Origin of the sequence: Phenylobacterium sp. (genome assembly GCF_046291545.1) — a bacterium.
Taxonomy (GTDB): Bacteria; Pseudomonadota; Alphaproteobacteria; order Caulobacterales; family Caulobacteraceae; genus Phenylobacterium.
On sequence record NZ_JBKBSM010000003.1, the window covers coordinates 98,660 to 114,496 of the forward strand.

A 15,837-nucleotide genomic window follows, 5' to 3' on the forward strand; every position below is an offset into this window, starting at 1 on the left:
GGCGTGCGGCGGCGAGGCGGGCGAACGAATCACCCGAAGAGCCGTTGAGTCGTTTTCCACAGCGCGGCCACGGAGCCGCGCCCCTCAGACGGATGCGACCATGGCGTACCGGCCGACCTGGAGCGGTCACCTGAAGCTCTCGCTCGTCACCTGCCCGGTGGCGCTCTACACCGCCACGAGCTCGGGCGGCGACGTCCACTTCCATCTGATCAACCCGAAGACGAACAACCGGATCAAAATGCAGACCATCGATCCGGACACCGGCCCGGTCGAGCGCTCGAAGCTGGTGAAGGGCTATGAGGTCTCCAAGGGCGAGTACGTGCTGCTCACCAACGAGGAGATCCAGTCGGTCCGGCTGGAGAGCACCAGGACGATCGACATCGAGCGGTTCGTGCCCGCCGACGAGATCGACCGGCTCTACTGGGACAACCCCTACTTCCTGGCGCCGGACGGCGAGATCGCCCAGGAGGCCTTTGCGGTCATCCGCACGGCCATGGAGCGCTCCGGCCAGATCGCCCTGGGCCGCGTCGTCATGTCCACGCGCGAGCGCATCCTGGCGCTGGAGCCCCGAGACAAGGGAATCCTGGCCTATACGATCCGCACGGACGCGGAGGTGCGCGACCCGGCCGTGGTCTTCGACGGCATCCGTGACGTCAAGCCGGACCGGCAGATGATCGCCATCGCCGAAAAGATCATCGAACAGCAGCAGGGCCCGTTCGACCCCAGCCAGTTCGTCGACCGCTACGAAGAGGCGCTGAAGAAGCGCATCGAAGAGAAGCAGAAGGGCCGCAAGGTGGCCGCCGTCGCCGAGCCGGACGACACCAACGTTGTGGATCTGATGAGCGCCCTTCGCGCCAGCCTCGCCGCCAAGGGCAAGGGATCGGCCCGCCGCCCGGCCAAGGGCGCGACCGGGAAGCCGGCCGCCAAACGCGCCGGCTCGGCGAGCAAGGCGAGCAAGGCGCGCAAAGCCGGCTGAGGGGGCTCACGGGACGCTCCGGCGAGCCGCCGCCGCCTTGCGCCGCCGCGGGCGCCGGGTAGAACGTGCGCATGTCCGACGTCGCCACCAATCCCGCCTACGACATCGCCTTGCGCTCCGCCGGCCCGGGCCGCTGGACCACCCATGCCGCGCGCGAGTGGCGCAATCCCGGAGGCGGCCTGTGGGGCGGCTACGCCCTCGGCCTGTGCGTCCGCGCCCTGGAGGCCGAGCCCGAGGCGGGCGGCGAGGCCCTGTCCATGACGCTCACCTACGCCGCGGGGCTTCCCGCCGGCGACCTGGACGTGCGCACCCGCCGGTTGCGGCAGGGCCGCTCGATCGGAGTCTGGGAGGTGGAGGTCAGCCCCGCCGGCGTCGAGGAGGTCGGAGTCCACGGCATGGTCACCCTTGCCACGCGGCCGGCCACGCCCCCGTTCGCCTTCGCCGCCCTGCCGCAGGCGCCCGCGCCGGAAGACCTGCCGAGCCCCGAGCATCCTGCCGGGCCGGCGCACTTCGGCGCCTCGGCCTTCGAGCGCCGCACCCTCGACGGTTTTCCGCCCAGGCCCACCGGCGACTCCCGCTCCCTGGCCTGGGTGCGACCCCGCAACGGCGTGTGGGACAAGGCGCTGCTGGCGATGGTCACCGACAATTCCGCGCCCCGGGCGATGTACGCCCTGGAGCGGGTGATGACGACGACGCTGTCGCTGACGGTCTATCTGCACGCACGGGCCGAGGAGCTGGCCGAGCTGAAGGACGACTTCATCCTGATCGAATGCGAGGGACGCGTCGGCGGGGGCGGCGCCTCGGACGAGCGCTCCAGTTACTGGTCCCGCGACGGCCGCCTGCTGGCCACCAGCGAGCAGCTCGCCTGGTACCGCCAGATGCCGCCGGCCTCTGCGGAATAGGTCCGCAAGGCCTATGCCTGCCGGTTTGACAATCCTGGCGGGCGATGCCCTAACGGCCGGGATGCTCGTTCGCTCGACATTCCGGCGCTTTCGCCATCACGGCGGCAGCCTGCAAGCAGGCTCCTGACCCCGGCCGGGGTTGCGCCTGCGCGCGCCGGTCCGGGGCCTCCTTCCCAGAACCCAGCCCACAGGACCCGCGCTCGCGCTTCCGTCGAGCGCGCCGGTCGATGCATGGAGCATCAGATGCCCTCCCCGGCGACCGAACACGCACGTCCCGACATCGTCCTGGCCCAGAGCGAGGCCGCCCGCCTTTCGGCCCTGGCCCTGAGCCTTGAAAGGAGCGCGCCCTTCGCGGCCGGGCTCCTGCTTCAAGAGATCGACCGGGCCGAGATCCGACCCGACGGCGCCATGCCGCCCGACGTGGTGCGGATGCACTCCACCCTTCAGTTCGTCGACAGCCTGCACGGCCGCCCCCGGACCGTGATGTTGGTCTATCCGGCCGAGGCGGACATCAGCGCCGGCAAGGTCTCGGTGATGACCCCGGTCGGAGCGGGCCTGATCGGCCTGCCCGTCCGGCAGCCCATCTCATGGCCGGACCTGGAAGGCCGCGAACGCCTGCTCGAAGTGGTGAAGGTCCGTCCGCCGACGAAGCTGCGGTTCTGAAGGCCGCGCGCGCCCGCGCCGCCGCCCCCAGGAGGCGGCGCGGGCCAATGCTACGCTTCCGTGAAGTTTGAATGAAATCCGCTGTCACACGCTGAGGGGCCGCACCGCGGCGGCGTTGACCGGGTCGGGGGCAAGGGCCGGACGCCAGGCGCCGGCTCTCCGCCATTGCAAACTCGACCTGCGGAGATTTCCAAGTGAGCGGACCAAACCACAACGGCGGCTGCGGCCGCGCGCGCAAGTCGGCTTGGCTGATGACGAGCTGCGCCGCGATCGCGATGCTCGGCGCCTCGGCGGCCCACGCCGAGGACGCCGAAAGCGAAGTGGAGGAACTCATCGTCACCGGCAGCTACCAGCGCAGCCTGGAGCAGGCGGTGGAGCTCAAGCGCGAAAACGTCGGCTTCTCCGATTCCATCGTGGCCACGGACGTCGCCGACTTCCCCGAACAAAACCTGGCCGAGGCGCTGCAGCGCATGCCGGGCGTGACGATCGAGCGCAACAAGGGCCTGGGCCAGCGGGTGATGGTGCGCGGCCTGCCCAGCGAGTTCACCTTCGTGACGATCAACGACCTGGCGACCGCCTCCGGCAGCGGCGGCCGCGACGTCGAGTTCGACATTTTCGCCTCCGAGATCATCCAGCAGGTCACCGTCCAGAAGTCGCCCACGGCGGCCGACGAGGAAGGCGGCATCGCCGGATCGATCAACATCTCCACCGCCCGTCCGTTCGACTACGGCGACCGGCGGCTGGTCGCCTCGATCGAGGGCGCCTACAACTCGATCTCCGAGCAGACCGATCCCAAGATCGCGCTCCTGGCCAGCGACACCTGGGGCGACTGGGGCGCGCTGGTGTCGTTCTCGACCGCCCGCCGCACCAACCGCACGGACTCCAACTCGGGCATCAACTTCCGGCCGATGTTCCGCTTCCTGGAAGCTTCGGGCACACGCGGAACCCAGGCGGCCGCGGTGCTGGCGCGCGACGCCGGCGTCATCGTCCAGAACCGCACCAACCGCGACGAGACCGGCCGCATCATCTTCCAGGACAAGGTCGGCGACCGGGTCTACCTGAACGAGCAGGATCAATGGGGCGCGACCCTGTCGCTGCAGTACCGCCCCTCGTCGAACTTCAGCCTCGCCTTCGACGGCATGGTCGGCGGCTACGACGCCACCGAGGACGAGTACGACGCGGCCGCCTACTCGGCCTCCAGCCGCAGCACCCTCGAGACCATCCATGAGTATGACGACACCACCCTGGCCGAGTACGGCATGGTGGTGCTGCGCGACGTCTCCTACACGGCCACGCAGCACGAGTTCCTGAGCAAGGAGCGGATCAACAAGACCGACTACGCCCAGTTCGGCGCCGAGCTGAACTGGAGCGGGACAAGCTGGGAGTTCAACGCCCTGGCCGGCTACTCCGGCGCCGAGAAGACTCTGGACTACGCCAACCTCAAGCACGTCGCCTACGCGCCCTCGCGCACCCGCTGGACGGCCCAGGGCGGGGAGACCATCCCCAGCGCCAACCCGGCGACGATCGACATGTACAATGCGCCGACCCGCTACCTGTTCGAGGCCTACGAGACCAATTTCGAGAGCATCAGCGACGACAAGTACGCCGCCCAGGCGGACTTCACCCAGCGCTTCGACCTCGGCTTCTTCCCCGCCCTTTCCAGCATCCAGGTGGGCGCGCGCTACACCGACAAGTCCAAGGAGCGCCAGTACGGCTCGCTGAACATCCAGGGACCGGGGCCCGGCGACGCCTCCTGGGTCAACACCCGCACCCTGGCCGACAGCCAGCTCACCCCCATCGCCGATCTGGTGCCCGGCGGCGCCTACAGCGTGCGTGATCTCGCCTGGAGCCAGGTCTCCAACGAGTACGCCCGCAGCACCTTCCGCTACCCCGGCTTCGTCACCCCGTTCGACGACGGCCAGTACTACGAGGTCTCCGAGGAAACCTTCGCCCTCTACGCCATGGCCGATCTGGACTTCGACATCGGCCCGGTGCCGGTCTACGTCAACGGCGGCGCGCGCTACGTGGACACCACCGTCGTCTCGTCGGGCTACCACCAGATCCAGAACACCGACGGCTCCACCGGCTACACGCCCGAGCCGGTGTCCAGCGAGGGCGGCTACCACAAGGTTCTGCCCAGCCTGAACATCCACGCCGAGATCACCGACAGCCTGGTGGTGCGGGCCGCGGCCTCCGAAACCCTGATCCGGCCGGCCCTGACGGACCTGGCCTACAAGCGCACCGCGAGCTGGAACTCGTTCCGCTTCACCGACGGCAACCCCAACCTTCGGCCCACCTATGCCAAGCAGTGGGAAGTCGGCGTGGAGAAGTACCTGCCGCAGGGCGGGCTCCTCGCGGCCTCTTACTTCTGGAAGCAGATCGAGGGCGTGGTCCGCAACGAGCTGACGGGCACGGTGCCGAACGTGACCAAGTACAACGCCAACGGCACCATCGACGGCGTCTACGAGTTCGACGTCTACCAGCCCGTAAACGCCGACGGGTCCTACGACGTGAGCGGCGTCGAACTGGTCGCCATCGTGCCGCTCGGCCTGATCTACGCGCCGCTGGAAGGTTTCGGGATCAACGCCAACTACACGATCCTGGAGAGCTCGCTGACCGGCGAGTCGGACCTCGGCATCCCGACCCCGCCGGTCGGCCTGGCCGATCGCACTTACAACGTCACGCTCTACTACGAGAACGACCGCTTCCAGGCGCGCGCCTCCTACAACTTCAAGGACAAGTACGTGGAGGCGATCGGCTACGAGATGTATCCGATCTGGCGCGACGCCTACGGACAAACTGACATCTCGGTCCGCTACAACGTCACCGATCGGATCCACCTCACCCTGGAGGGGATCAACATCACCGACGAGGCGACGAAGGGCTACACCATGGATCCCTCCTTCCCGACCATGTACGAGCTGTCGGGCCGCCGCTTCACCCTGGGCCTGCGCATGGAGTTCTGAGCCGCTGCGTGACGCCGGCCTCCATCCGTTCCTTCGGGCGAGCCCGTGATCCCCTGGCGCTCGACCTGGCGCGACGCCCCCTCCGGCGGCGGAGGGGGCGTGCTTGCGCCTGCGCGTGCGGCGGCGAGGCCTTCCGTGGGCGCCGGGCCTGACCTCGCACGCCTGCGGGCCGAACTGGTCGCCTACCTCAGGCGCAGGGCGCGCAAGGACGAGGACGCCGAGGACCTCGCGCAGGAGGCGTTCGTGCGCTTTCACCGCGCAGGCCACGACCTGGCGGCGGCGGACGCGCGGCCTCTGCTGTTCGTGATCGCGCGCAACCTCCAGCTCGACCGGTGGAAGGCCCACGGGCGCGAGGCGCTCCGGCGCAGCCCCGACGACGTCCACGACCTGGACGCCGGCCCCCGCGCCCTCGTCAGCGACGCGCCGGGCGCCGACCGGCGCCTGATCGACCGCCAGGACCTGGCCGCCGCCGCCGCCGCGATCCGCGCCCTGCCGCCGAAGACCCGCGACGCCTTTCTGCTGCACCGCTTCGAGTCGCTGACCTATCGGCAGATCGCCGTGCGCCTCGGGGTGTCGGTCAGCATGGTCGAGAAGCATATCGCCGAAGCCCTGCGGCGCCTTAAGAGCTCACAGGAGGACTGAGGTCGTGGCCGCCTGGATCGTTGTCGTCTGTGAACCGGGCTGGGCCCGCCGCCCGCCCCTGGGGGAATCGCCGCGCTGATGCAGCATCGCCTGCCCCGCCTGTTTGCGTCGCGGCCGAAGTCGGCCGAGGCCTGGCTCGCCCGCATGGGCAGGCCGGACGTGAGCGCGCGCGACCAGGCGTCCTTCATGGCCTGGCTGGAGGCGGACCCCGATCACCTGCGCCAGTACGAAAGCGCCAAGGCCCTCCACGCGGGACTGGGGGACCTGCGCGGGGACCTGTCGATGGACCTGGCCCGCCTGCGGAGCGCCGAGCCCCGCCGCCCGACGCCGGACAGGCGCGGCCTGGTCCTGGCCGGCGGCCTGGCCATGGCGGGGCTCGCCGCCGCCGTCATCCTGCGGCCGATGCTGGCCGCTCCCGAAACGCGTCTGTACCGCAGCCCTCCGGGGCGGGTCGTCGACGTCGCGCTCGACGACGGCTCTCGCCTGACGCTGGACTCGGGATCGGCCGTCCGCGTAACCTTCGCCGCAGACGCGCGCCGCCTGACGCTGGAGGAGGGCGCGGCCTATTTCGAGGTGGCGCACGAGGCCGGCCGGCCCTTCCAGGTGGCGGTCGGGGATCGGCGGGTGATCGTCACCGGCACGCGCTTCGTCACCGCCTTCACGGGGGACGGCGCCGAGATTTTCGTCCTGCACGGCCGGGTCGTGGTCGGGCGTCGAGATGCGGCGCGTCCGGACGCGCTGGACGGGGCCTTGCCGCTCGTTCCCGGCGAGCGCGCGGTCTTCCGGCCCGGCGAACCGGGCGTCCGCAAGGCCCCCGCCGACGTCGAGGCCGCGACCGCCTGGCGCACGCGCCGTCTGGTCTTCCGCGAGGCCCCGGTTTCCGAGGTGATCGCCGCCGCCGCTCGCTATTCGGACGTCCCGCTGGTCGCCGCCGATCCCGCCCTGGCGCGGATCCGCGTCACCACCGTGCTGCCGCTGGAAGGCGACGGCGCCCTGGCCGACCGCATGGCCGCCCTGCTGCCGGTCCGGAGCGAGCGGGCGGCGGACGGCCGCGTCCTGTTCCACGCCGACTAGTCCATCGCAGAGCTGTCACGCCCGTGCGCTAGGGCCGCCGGGGATCGTCTCCTCGGGGCCTGCCGCGCGTGAACCATTCCGCCGCATCGTCGACAGCCGGCGCACCGCGCGGCCTGCGCGGCGCGGCGGCCGCAGCCCTGCTCCTGGCGATGGCCGCCGCCCCGGCCGCCCGGGCCGCGGAGGCCGGCTTCCAGACCTTCGACATCCCCGCTCAGGAGGCCTCCTCGGCGCTGCTGCAGCTCTGCATGGCGGCCGACTGCGAACTGGCCTTCACGCCGCGGCCCGGCGCTCCCGTGCGCACCCGCCCCGTGCGGGGACGGATGAACTGGCGAACGGCGCTGGGGCGGATGTCGGAGGGCACGGCGCTGCGCTACCGGTTCGTCGGCGCCCGAGGCGTGCGCGTATGGGTCGAGGCGCAGCCCCCGGCGCCCGCCCCGCCCACCGAGGCGGTCGAGGTCGAGTCCCTCGTGATCGTCGCCCGCCTCTCGGACCAGATCGACGAGGCCCTCGCGCGCAAGCGCCAGGCCGACTTCATCTCCGACGGGCTGACGGCGAGGCGGATCGGCGACCTGCCCGCGGCCAACCTCGCCGAGGCGCTCCAGCGCGTGCCGGGCGTCGCCATCGAGCGCGAGGTGGGCGAAGGCCAGTTCGTCAGCGTTCGGGGCCTGGGTCCGCTCTTCCAGTCGGTGACGCTGAACGGCGCCCCGGTCGCCTTCAACGAGAACATCCGCAACTCCACCCAGAGCGGGCGTCAGTTCCGCTTCCGCGCCCTGTCGGTCGACCTGCTGGCCGGCGCGCGGCTGGCCAAGTCCTCGACCCCCGACCTGATCGACGGAGGCATAGGCTCCAACATCGACATCGAGACCGCCGGCGGCCTCGACGGCGAGCCCTTCCTGTCCCTGCGCCTGGGCGGCGAGGCGGAAGCCCGCACAGGCCGCCTGAGCCCTGACCTGGCCCTCGCCGGCCGCCTGGTCTCGGCCGATGGCGAACTGGGCCTGATCGCCGGGCTTTCGCATGAGGAGCGTACGGTCCGCTACGACCGCTTCCAGATCATGCGCTACGGCGAGACGGTCATCGACGGCGAAGAGCTCGTCACCCCCAACGACGTGCGCACCACCGTCGAGCAGGAGGCCCGCCGCCGGCGCAGCTTCTTCATCGGCGCCGACTGGCGCTTCTCGCCGGACCTGCTGCTCGACTTCGACGGCCTCGTCTCGACCTTCGACAACGCCATCCGCGAAGACCGGCTCGTCTACGCGCTCGGCGAGCGGCTGGCCCTTCCCGGATCGAGCGTGCGCGTGGAGAACGGCGTGGTGACGGCGGCCACCGTCGCCGAGGGGCGCATCGACAACAACACCGAGTTCTCCGACCAGTCGCACCTCAACATCGTCGCCTCTCTCGGGGCGAGCCTGCGCCTGGGCGCCTGGCGCCTGACGCCGCGCCTCAGCGCCTCGAGCGCGCACTCGGTGCTGGACATGCCCCTGGAGCGGTTCTCGGCGCAGTCGCCGGACGGGGTGTCCTACGTCTTCGACCTGGGCGAGGCGGTCTCCTCCCGCCGCGCCGCGCGCCTGACCACCGCCTTCGACGTGCTCGACCCGTCCAGCCTGACCTTGGCGCAGCTTGGCATCCGCGCCGTGGAGTCCCGCGACGACGACGTGACCGTCGTCCTCGACGCCAGTCGGAGCCTGGGTTCGGCGTGGGGCGACCTGCGCCTGTCGACCCTTCGCCTGGGGGTCCAGCTCAGCGACCGCAACCGCGACTATCAGCGCCGCGACCGCCGGGCCGAACTGCTGTCCGAGGACGAGGGCGTCGCCGACTTCTACGCGGCGACCACCCCCGGCGACGTGTTCGCCGACCTCGTCGAGGCGCGCGCCGCGCCCTGGGTCGTCGCCGACTTCGCGCGGCTGCGCCCGGCCTTCCGCATCGCCGGAGAGCGTGACGACGTCGTCTTCCGTCCCGGCGACCTCGTCCCCACCGGCGCGGACCGGCAGAACTCCTACGCGGTCGGCGAGCAGGTGGCGGCGGCCTATCTGCGGCTCGACTTCGAGGGACGCGCGGGCCGGCCGTTCTTCGGCAATCTCGGCGCCCGTCTGGTGACGTCTCGCACCCATGTCGAAGGCGCCCGGCTGCAGCGCGCGGGGCGCTTCGCCGAAGTCCGGCCCGTCGTCTTCGACGGCGACCACCAGGTGCTGCTGCCGAGTTTCAACCTGGCGGTCGACCTGGACGACGCCTCGGTCCTGCGCCTGGCGGCGTCGCGCTCGATCACCCGCCCCTCCCTGGCCGACCTGCGGGCGTCCACGGTTCCGGCCAGCGTCCTGGTCTCGGCGGTCTACGAGCGCGGGGCGGCGGCCTTCACCGATCCCGAGCCGGGCGTCATCGTGAGCGGCGTCGGCGGCAACCCCGCCCTGTCGCCATACCTGTCCGCCAACCTGGACCTCTCCTACGAAGTCACCAGCCGGCGCACGAGCTTCAGCCTGGCCTATTTCCACAAGACCATCGACGACTTCATCCGCACGGTGGAGGCCCCCGAGACCCTGGTCTTCGAGACCAAGGACGGCGAGGCGGTGGAGGCCGAGGTCCTGATGGCCCGGCCGCAGAACGCTGGGCGCGCCCGGATCGACGGTCTGGAATTGGGCCTGCACCACCGCCTGGACGCGGGCCTGGGGATCTGGGCGAGCGCCACCTGGACCAACAGCCGGCTCGACGACGGCGGCCGCCTCACCGGCGTCTCCGACTGGGCCTGGAGCGTCAGCCCGTACCTGGAACGGGGCCCGCTCGCCGTGAACCTGTCCTGGTCCTGGCGCTCGGCGTTCCGCTCCGAGGCGGACATGCAGGGCGGCGGGGTCGCCGACTTCATCGTCGACGCGGCCGGCTACCTGGACGCCCAGGCCAGCTACGAACTCTCCGACCAGGCCGAACTGGTCGTCGCCGCCACCAACCTCACCGACACCCGGGAACTCGCCTACGACGGCTCCCGCAGCCGCCTGCTCCAGCTCGGCTCGTCCGGCCGGCAGGTTTCCGTCGCCCTGCGATGCGTCTGGTGAGGCGAGGCAGCCCCAGCGCCGCGCGGTTCAGCCTCACGGCGTCAGCGGCGCGGGCCCAGATCCAGCGCGGCTGCAGTGGCAAGGATCTGGCCCGGCCCCCGAAGATCCAGACGGAACACGCTCCTCAGCGCGGCGACGGGCTCAACGGAACCCTTGCGGTGAAGGCCCCGCGCAGGTCGCCCATGGCGTAGCCGCGCGCGGCGTCGCGCGGATAGGCCGCCGCGAGCGCGGCCTCGGTGGCGGGCGACACCTCGGCGCCGCCATGGCAGCTCACGCACAGGGCGCCCGTGGGGATCGGCCGCATCCAGCGCAGTTCTGCGCCGTTCACCTGGCGGGCCTCCATCGCCGACCACGCCTCGCCCCCCGCGCGCCGCGCCTCGAAGGCTTCCAGCACTTCACGCTCCCAGGCGTCGGGGGCGTTGGCCGGATTGCGCACGCGCAGGGAGGTTCGCCCGATCCTGACGCCGGTCTCGCGGGCGATGTCCTGGGCTATCGCGGGGGCGCGGTCGCGACAGACGCCCACCGCTCCCGGGGGGCCGCCGGCCTGCATCGCCGCCGACAGCTCGCCGCTAAGCCTCGTGAACAGCAGGTCGGCCGCCTCGCGCGCCCGCGCTTCCGCAGCGTCCACCCGGGCCTCCGGCGCTGCGGTGGCGCAGCCGGCGAGCACGGCCATGGCCGACAGGGCCAAGCGCCGCGCCCCCGCCCCGGGGCTCAACCAGGCTCCAGGACGCCCGCCGGCGTCACGACTTCCAATCCGTCTGGCCAACCAGCCCATCCGCGGCTCCTCAGTGGCGGGACTCGATCACCGTCCGACGGTCCCATCGCATGTACAGGATGAACCCGACAGCGGCTCCATCAACGGGAAATCGCGCCGCCGACGGACCGGTCAGGCCGCACGCCCGATCGCCAGACCGCTGGCGGGCGGGGCTGCGCGCCGCCGCGCCGATGTCGCAGCCCGGCCGCGACACGCCCGTCAAACCATCAGGCCGCCGCCTGGCCGAAATCAACGGCCCGCCTGTCCGGTCCCAAGGCGCAGACGGCGGCCGGCGGCTAGGCTGCAAAGGCCTTGAAACCTGGAGACAGCCCGATGCCTCGGTACAGACACCAAGCGGCCGGCGCGCTGGTCGCACTGCTCGCCGCATCCGCGCTTGCGGTTCCTGCGGCCTACGCCGAGCCCGAAGCGGACACCACGGTCGCCGCGATCGACGCCCCTGGGCGCAGCCCCACCAGCGTGACGCTCCGGATCGCCGGGCTCGGCGTCGCGGCCGTGGAGGCCAAGGTGCACCGGGCGGCGCGCCAGGTCTGCCGCAACGCCGTGGCCAACCAAGACATGGGCCCGCTGGACTATGAAGGCTGCCGCGAAGCCACCCACGACGCGGCGATGTCGGACTACGGCGAGCTGGCGCGGGCGGCCCGGGGAAACCTGCTGCAGGCCGGCGACGGCCTCGTCCTTCGCCTCGCCGCCGGCATGCCGCGGATGGACACGCTGCGGCGGGTCACGCCGGCGCCGCCGACGGTCACGCCGGGCGCTCCCTCCAGGATGTCCGCCAGGTCGGAGGCGAACCGCCGGCGAATGTCCTCCTGATGATGACGGTCACGCTCGCCGGCACGCCGGCGGCGCCGGCGATGGCGGCGAGCAGCACGCCCGTCGCCGGGCCCTTGAGATACGAGTTTCACTGAAGTCCCCCAGACACAGGGGACTTGCTTGTAATATTATAACGTCTCGGTCGCGAGTGTTGGAAGCCTTCGTCCATCGGTCCATGGCCGCCGGCGAGGCGGCGTCGCCGAGGCCGCGTCTCCGGAGCCGGCCGGCGGATTTCCGGGCGGCGCGCCGCCGCGCGCCGCCCGGAGCCACGACGCCCGGGGATCGGCGTCAGTGGGTGTAGGCGAAGCGGACCAGGAATGTGCGGCCCGGCTCCATGTAGTCCTTCTGGTAGGACGGGCTTTCGCCCTTGGTGGTGTAGTAGCGGTGTCCGTCCAGGATGTTCTGCACGTCGAAGTCCACCGACAGGCCGGGGCGGATCGTGTAGCGGGAGTGGAAGTCCAGGCTCTTGTTCGGCTGAACCCACTTGTCGACCGCGTTGTCGCGCAGGTCCTCGATATATGCGCCCTGGTAATTGTAGGACAGCTTGGCCTCCAGGCCCCACTTCTGGAAGGTGAGCGAGGCGTTGTAGAGCAGGTCCGGAGCGCCGACGAAGGAGATCGGCTTTCCCTTGCGGTAATCCAGGCCTGTCTCGGCCTCGCTTTTCTGCACCGTGACGTTGCCTTCGAACCCGAACCCGTCGAACGGCTCGATCAGGCCGTCGAAGGACTTGATCAGGTTGAATTCGGCGCCGATGATTTCGGCCGTCTCGCCGTTCTTCGGCTGGGTGATCTCGATCGTCCCGTTCGAAGTGGTGGCGTCCACCTGGCTGCTGTTGGTGAAGATGAAGTTGTCGATCGTCTTGTAGAACAGGCCGGCGGACAACACGCTGGACTGGTCCGGATAGAATTCCGCCGACAGGTCGAGGTTGATCGCCTCGGCTGGCTTCAGGTCCGGATTGCCGCGACTGATGGCGATGATCTCCTTGGTGGCCGGATCGCGGGTCACGCTCTGGCCGGCGGAGATGTAGGCGAACTCGGGCCGCGAGAAGCTGGTCCACAGGGCGGCGCGGTAGACGAACCGCTCCGAGGGCCGGTAGGTGGCCGTCACGCTGGGCAGGAAGCTGGTGTAGTCGCTTTCGGTGGAGTCGAAGCCGCTCTGGTCGCCGTCGTCGCTCCAGAAGGTGTTCTCGACCTTGGTGTGCTCCACCCGGGCGCCGGCGATCACCTCCCAGGCGTCCACCTTGATGTTGGCCATCGCATAGGCGGCGTAGATCGTCTCCTCGCCGGTCTTGTCGTCGCCGTTGAGGTCGGCCTCGTCATAGGTGACGGGGTTGGCCTTGCGGGCCGCTTCGATGGCGGCGATCACGGCTTCGCGGTTGAGGATCGAACCGTAGTAGTAGCGGCCGCCTAGCATGCTGGTGACCTGCCGCTCCACCAGGCCGGACTCGGCGAGGGTCTTGCCGTCCAGGGCCGTGCCCGAGAAGTCGCCGTCCCAGATCGGGGTGTAGTCGAACTCCCGCTCCGAGCGCAGGACCTTGGCGCCGACCTTCACGAAATCGACCACGCCGTCCAGGTCGTACTTGATGTCGAGCCGCCCGGCGAACCGCTTGTCGGTCTGCTCCTCCCTCTCCAGTCCCGCGCCGTCGAACGGCAGCAGGCTGTCGTCGCGGTCCGCGCCCAGGGCGAAGGCCGGCAGCTGGGGCATCGGAAAGCGCGGATCGTAGGACGACCAAAGCAGGCCGGTCTGGGTGAACGGCGCCGAGCAGGCGTCGCAGTTGTAGCCCACCGAGTAGCCATTCGGGCTCTCCCGCTCGCCGTAGGAGTAGCTGACGTCGTAGTCGAGGGTCAGCCGCTCCAGGCGCGTCTGGCCGCCGAAGTTGACGGTCGCCAGCGTCTGATTCTGGTCCTGCACCTCGAAGGTGCGGGCCATCTGGAACGCCTCGGGATCCCATACGCCCGAGCGGCCGTAAAGCGACCAGTACGACTTGGTCTTGCGGTCGGCGTCGGTGATGATCCCGTCGCCGTCCTGATCGACGATCTGGGCGGTCGTGTAGCCGTAGATCAGCCCTTTCGAGCCGGACCCGGTCACCATCGAGTCGGGCGTGGCCAGGCTGGTGTCGTCCACGTTCACCTGCACCAGGCGCTTGGTCGGGCGGCTGCGGAAGTCGGTGTAGTCGTTGGTCGAGACCCGCTCGAAGCGGTTGTACTGGCCCTTCAGGTAAAGGTCGGTGGTGTCGCCGCGATAGTCGAACGAGACGTTGCCGCCGTAGCGTTCCTGCTCGACCCGCCGGTAATCCAGGTCGATGCCCGGCAGGTACATCGAGCGGCTGTCGATCTCCTCGGTCGCGTTCTTGCGCCAGCGGTAGGGCTCCCACTCGCCGTCGTTCTCGGTCTCCTCGTTGAGACCGTGGCTCTTGCCGTAGTTGAGCGAGCCGAAGAAGCCGAACTGTCCGCTGTCGCCGAAACGGCGGGCGAAGTCGGTCTGCAGCTGCCAGCTGTCGTCGGCCTCGCCCTGCTCGCGGGCGCGGTCGTTGATCCCGTAAGAGCCGAAAACCCGCACGACCGGCTGCTTGAAGTCGAAGGCCGTGGGCGTGCGGAAGTTGATCGCCCCGCCGATGGCGTCGCCGTCCATGTCCGGCGTCAGGGTCTTGGACACGACGATCGCCTGCAGGCCGTTGGGCGGCAGCACGGTCATCGACATCTTGCGGCTGTCGGGGTCGGTCAGCGCCACCCGCACGCCATTGATCGAATAGGCGTTGAAGGTGCCGGCGAAGCCGCGGATCGTGACGTACTCGCCCTCCCCGGTCTCCTGGTTGACCACGACGTTTACGCCCGGCACCCGGGCCAGGGCGTCGGCGACATTGGCGTCGGGCAGCTTGCCGAGGTCGTCCGCGGAGATCACCGCGGCCACCACTTCGGCTTCCTTCTGGGCCTTGATGGAGTTGGCGGTGCCCAGGCGCTGACCGACGACGGTGAGTTCGTCGACGGTCGAGCCGGCGTCGGCGTCGGCGGCCAGAACCGGCCCGGCGGCCAGCATGAACGGAGCGGCCCAGGTCAGGGCCAGGAGGCTCGCGCCGGCGAACCGGCGGCTATGGCGGGCCCTGTTCTGGGCGGATTGGCGAGGCATGACGGTCTCCAGGTTCCCTCTGTCTCCACGGCGAGCCGGACGGCGCCGCCGCAAGCGTCGAACATCGGCGCGCGAGCGCTCGACGCGGCCGGCGGGCCGCGTGAACACGCACGCTTTTCTCGAATTGATACCCCCAGGCAGCCCGCATCGGCCGCCATCTGCAAAGTATACTCAGGACAATCTGGTGTAAACCAGTTTCCTATATTTGAGCAATTTCAACATAACTTCACATAGCTATATGGGCGTCGTCACGTTTCTTGTGAATAGTTGCAGATTGTCATTTTCCGAGATCTGAATTCTCAAGGGCGAGCCCCACCAGCAACTGACGATAGGACTCCAGCCCCGCGGGCTCGGCGCCCACCACCTTCCCGAGTTCGTCATAGCGGCGCAGCCGGACCGCCCGCTCGAACTCCGGCTCGCGCCGAAACGCCTCGGCTTCGGCGTCGCTCATCGGCCCGCCCTGGAGGGCGAGGCTTTGCAGCGACGCACGACTGAGTTGCTGCAGGTAGCCGGGCTCCTTCGCCGCCAGGTAGCGCTTGGCCGCGACGTGCAGGCGGACCGGCTCGGTCACCGCCTCGCCGAAGCCGCGGGCCAGGTAGCCGGCGCCAATGTCCTCGTGACGGTCGTCCAGGCCGCGGTCGGCGGCGTCCTCGCCAAGCTTCTGCATCAGGTGACCGATGTCGTGCAGCAGGCTGGCCGCCACCAGGGCGCCGTCGGCCCCGTCGGCCTCAGCGTGGTGAGCGGTCTGCAGCGCGTGCTCCAACTGCGTGACGTCCTCGCCGTAGTAGAGGTGTCCGTGCTGTACGAGCAGGGCGAGCAGGTGATCGACGAAGGTCTCGGCCGGCGTGGGCGTCATTCGGCA

The 15,837-nt window shown here is 70.2% G+C and carries 11 protein-coding genes; 7 read left to right on the plus strand and 4 right to left on the minus strand.

What is annotated here, in order from left to right:
- The first annotated feature begins 100 nt into the window (after positions 1 to 100).
- From ACK4YQ_RS09960 to ACK4YQ_RS09990, 7 genes are all read left to right on the plus strand, one after another.
- On the plus strand, positions 101 to 976 hold the full coding sequence (locus ACK4YQ_RS09960) for a Ku protein (RefSeq protein ID WP_409610891.1): 876 nt from the start codon (positions 101 to 103) through the stop codon (positions 974 to 976).
- A gap of 71 nt (positions 977 to 1,047) precedes the next feature.
- A complete protein-coding gene (locus ACK4YQ_RS09965; protein WP_409610893.1) occupies positions 1,048 to 1,878 on the plus strand; it encodes a thioesterase family protein in 831 nt (276 codons plus the stop codon).
- A 243-nt stretch (positions 1,879 to 2,121) separates the two neighbouring features.
- Positions 2,122 to 2,541 (plus strand): nucleoside diphosphate kinase regulator, encoded by a 420-nt coding sequence (gene rnk, locus ACK4YQ_RS09970; protein WP_409610895.1) that lies wholly within the window; start codon positions 2,122 to 2,124, stop codon positions 2,539 to 2,541.
- A 194-nt stretch (positions 2,542 to 2,735) separates the two neighbouring features.
- Positions 2,736 to 5,507 (plus strand): TonB-dependent receptor, encoded by a 2,772-nt coding sequence (locus tag ACK4YQ_RS09975; protein ID WP_409610897.1) that lies wholly within the window; start codon positions 2,736 to 2,738, stop codon positions 5,505 to 5,507.
- A gap of 135 nt (positions 5,508 to 5,642) precedes the next feature.
- Positions 5,643 to 6,149 carry an RNA polymerase sigma factor gene (locus ACK4YQ_RS09980; RefSeq protein ID WP_409610899.1) on the plus strand — a complete coding sequence of 169 codons (507 nt, stop codon included), beginning with the start codon at positions 5,643 to 5,645 and terminating at the stop codon, positions 6,147 to 6,149.
- Positions 6,150 to 6,227: 78 nt separating this feature from the next.
- Positions 6,228 to 7,223 (plus strand): FecR family protein, encoded by a 996-nt coding sequence (locus ACK4YQ_RS09985; RefSeq protein ID WP_409610901.1) that lies wholly within the window; start codon positions 6,228 to 6,230, stop codon positions 7,221 to 7,223.
- Between the two features lie 68 nt (positions 7,224 to 7,291).
- Positions 7,292 to 10,264: a TonB-dependent receptor gene (locus tag ACK4YQ_RS09990; protein WP_409610903.1), complete on the plus strand. Its 2,973-nt coding sequence runs from the start codon at positions 7,292 to 7,294 to the stop codon at positions 10,262 to 10,264.
- A 124-nt stretch (positions 10,265 to 10,388) separates the two neighbouring features.
- Here the strand turns inward: ACK4YQ_RS09990 and ACK4YQ_RS09995 are convergent, their stop codons facing one another.
- The 4 genes from ACK4YQ_RS09995 to ACK4YQ_RS10010 all read right to left on the minus strand — a co-directional run bounded on the left by ACK4YQ_RS09995 (position 10,389) and on the right by ACK4YQ_RS10010 (position 15,831).
- Positions 10,389 to 10,979, minus strand: a complete 591-nt coding sequence (locus tag ACK4YQ_RS09995) for a DUF3365 domain-containing protein (RefSeq protein ID WP_409610905.1) — start codon at positions 10,977 to 10,979, stop codon at positions 10,389 to 10,391.
- Positions 10,980 to 11,653: 674 nt separating this feature from the next.
- The gene (locus ACK4YQ_RS10000) at positions 11,654 to 11,941 is read right to left on the minus strand and encodes a TonB-dependent receptor plug domain-containing protein (RefSeq protein ID WP_409610907.1); all 288 of its coding nucleotides are present in this window, start codon (positions 11,939 to 11,941) and stop codon (positions 11,654 to 11,656) included.
- A 196-nt stretch (positions 11,942 to 12,137) separates the two neighbouring features.
- A complete protein-coding gene (locus tag ACK4YQ_RS10005; protein WP_409610909.1) occupies positions 12,138 to 14,975 on the minus strand; it encodes a TonB-dependent receptor in 2,838 nt (945 codons plus the stop codon).
- A 277-nt stretch (positions 14,976 to 15,252) separates the two neighbouring features.
- Positions 15,253 to 15,831 (minus strand): HD domain-containing protein, encoded by a 579-nt coding sequence (locus tag ACK4YQ_RS10010; protein WP_409610911.1) that lies wholly within the window; start codon positions 15,829 to 15,831, stop codon positions 15,253 to 15,255.
- Positions 15,832 to 15,837 lie beyond the last annotated feature (6 nt).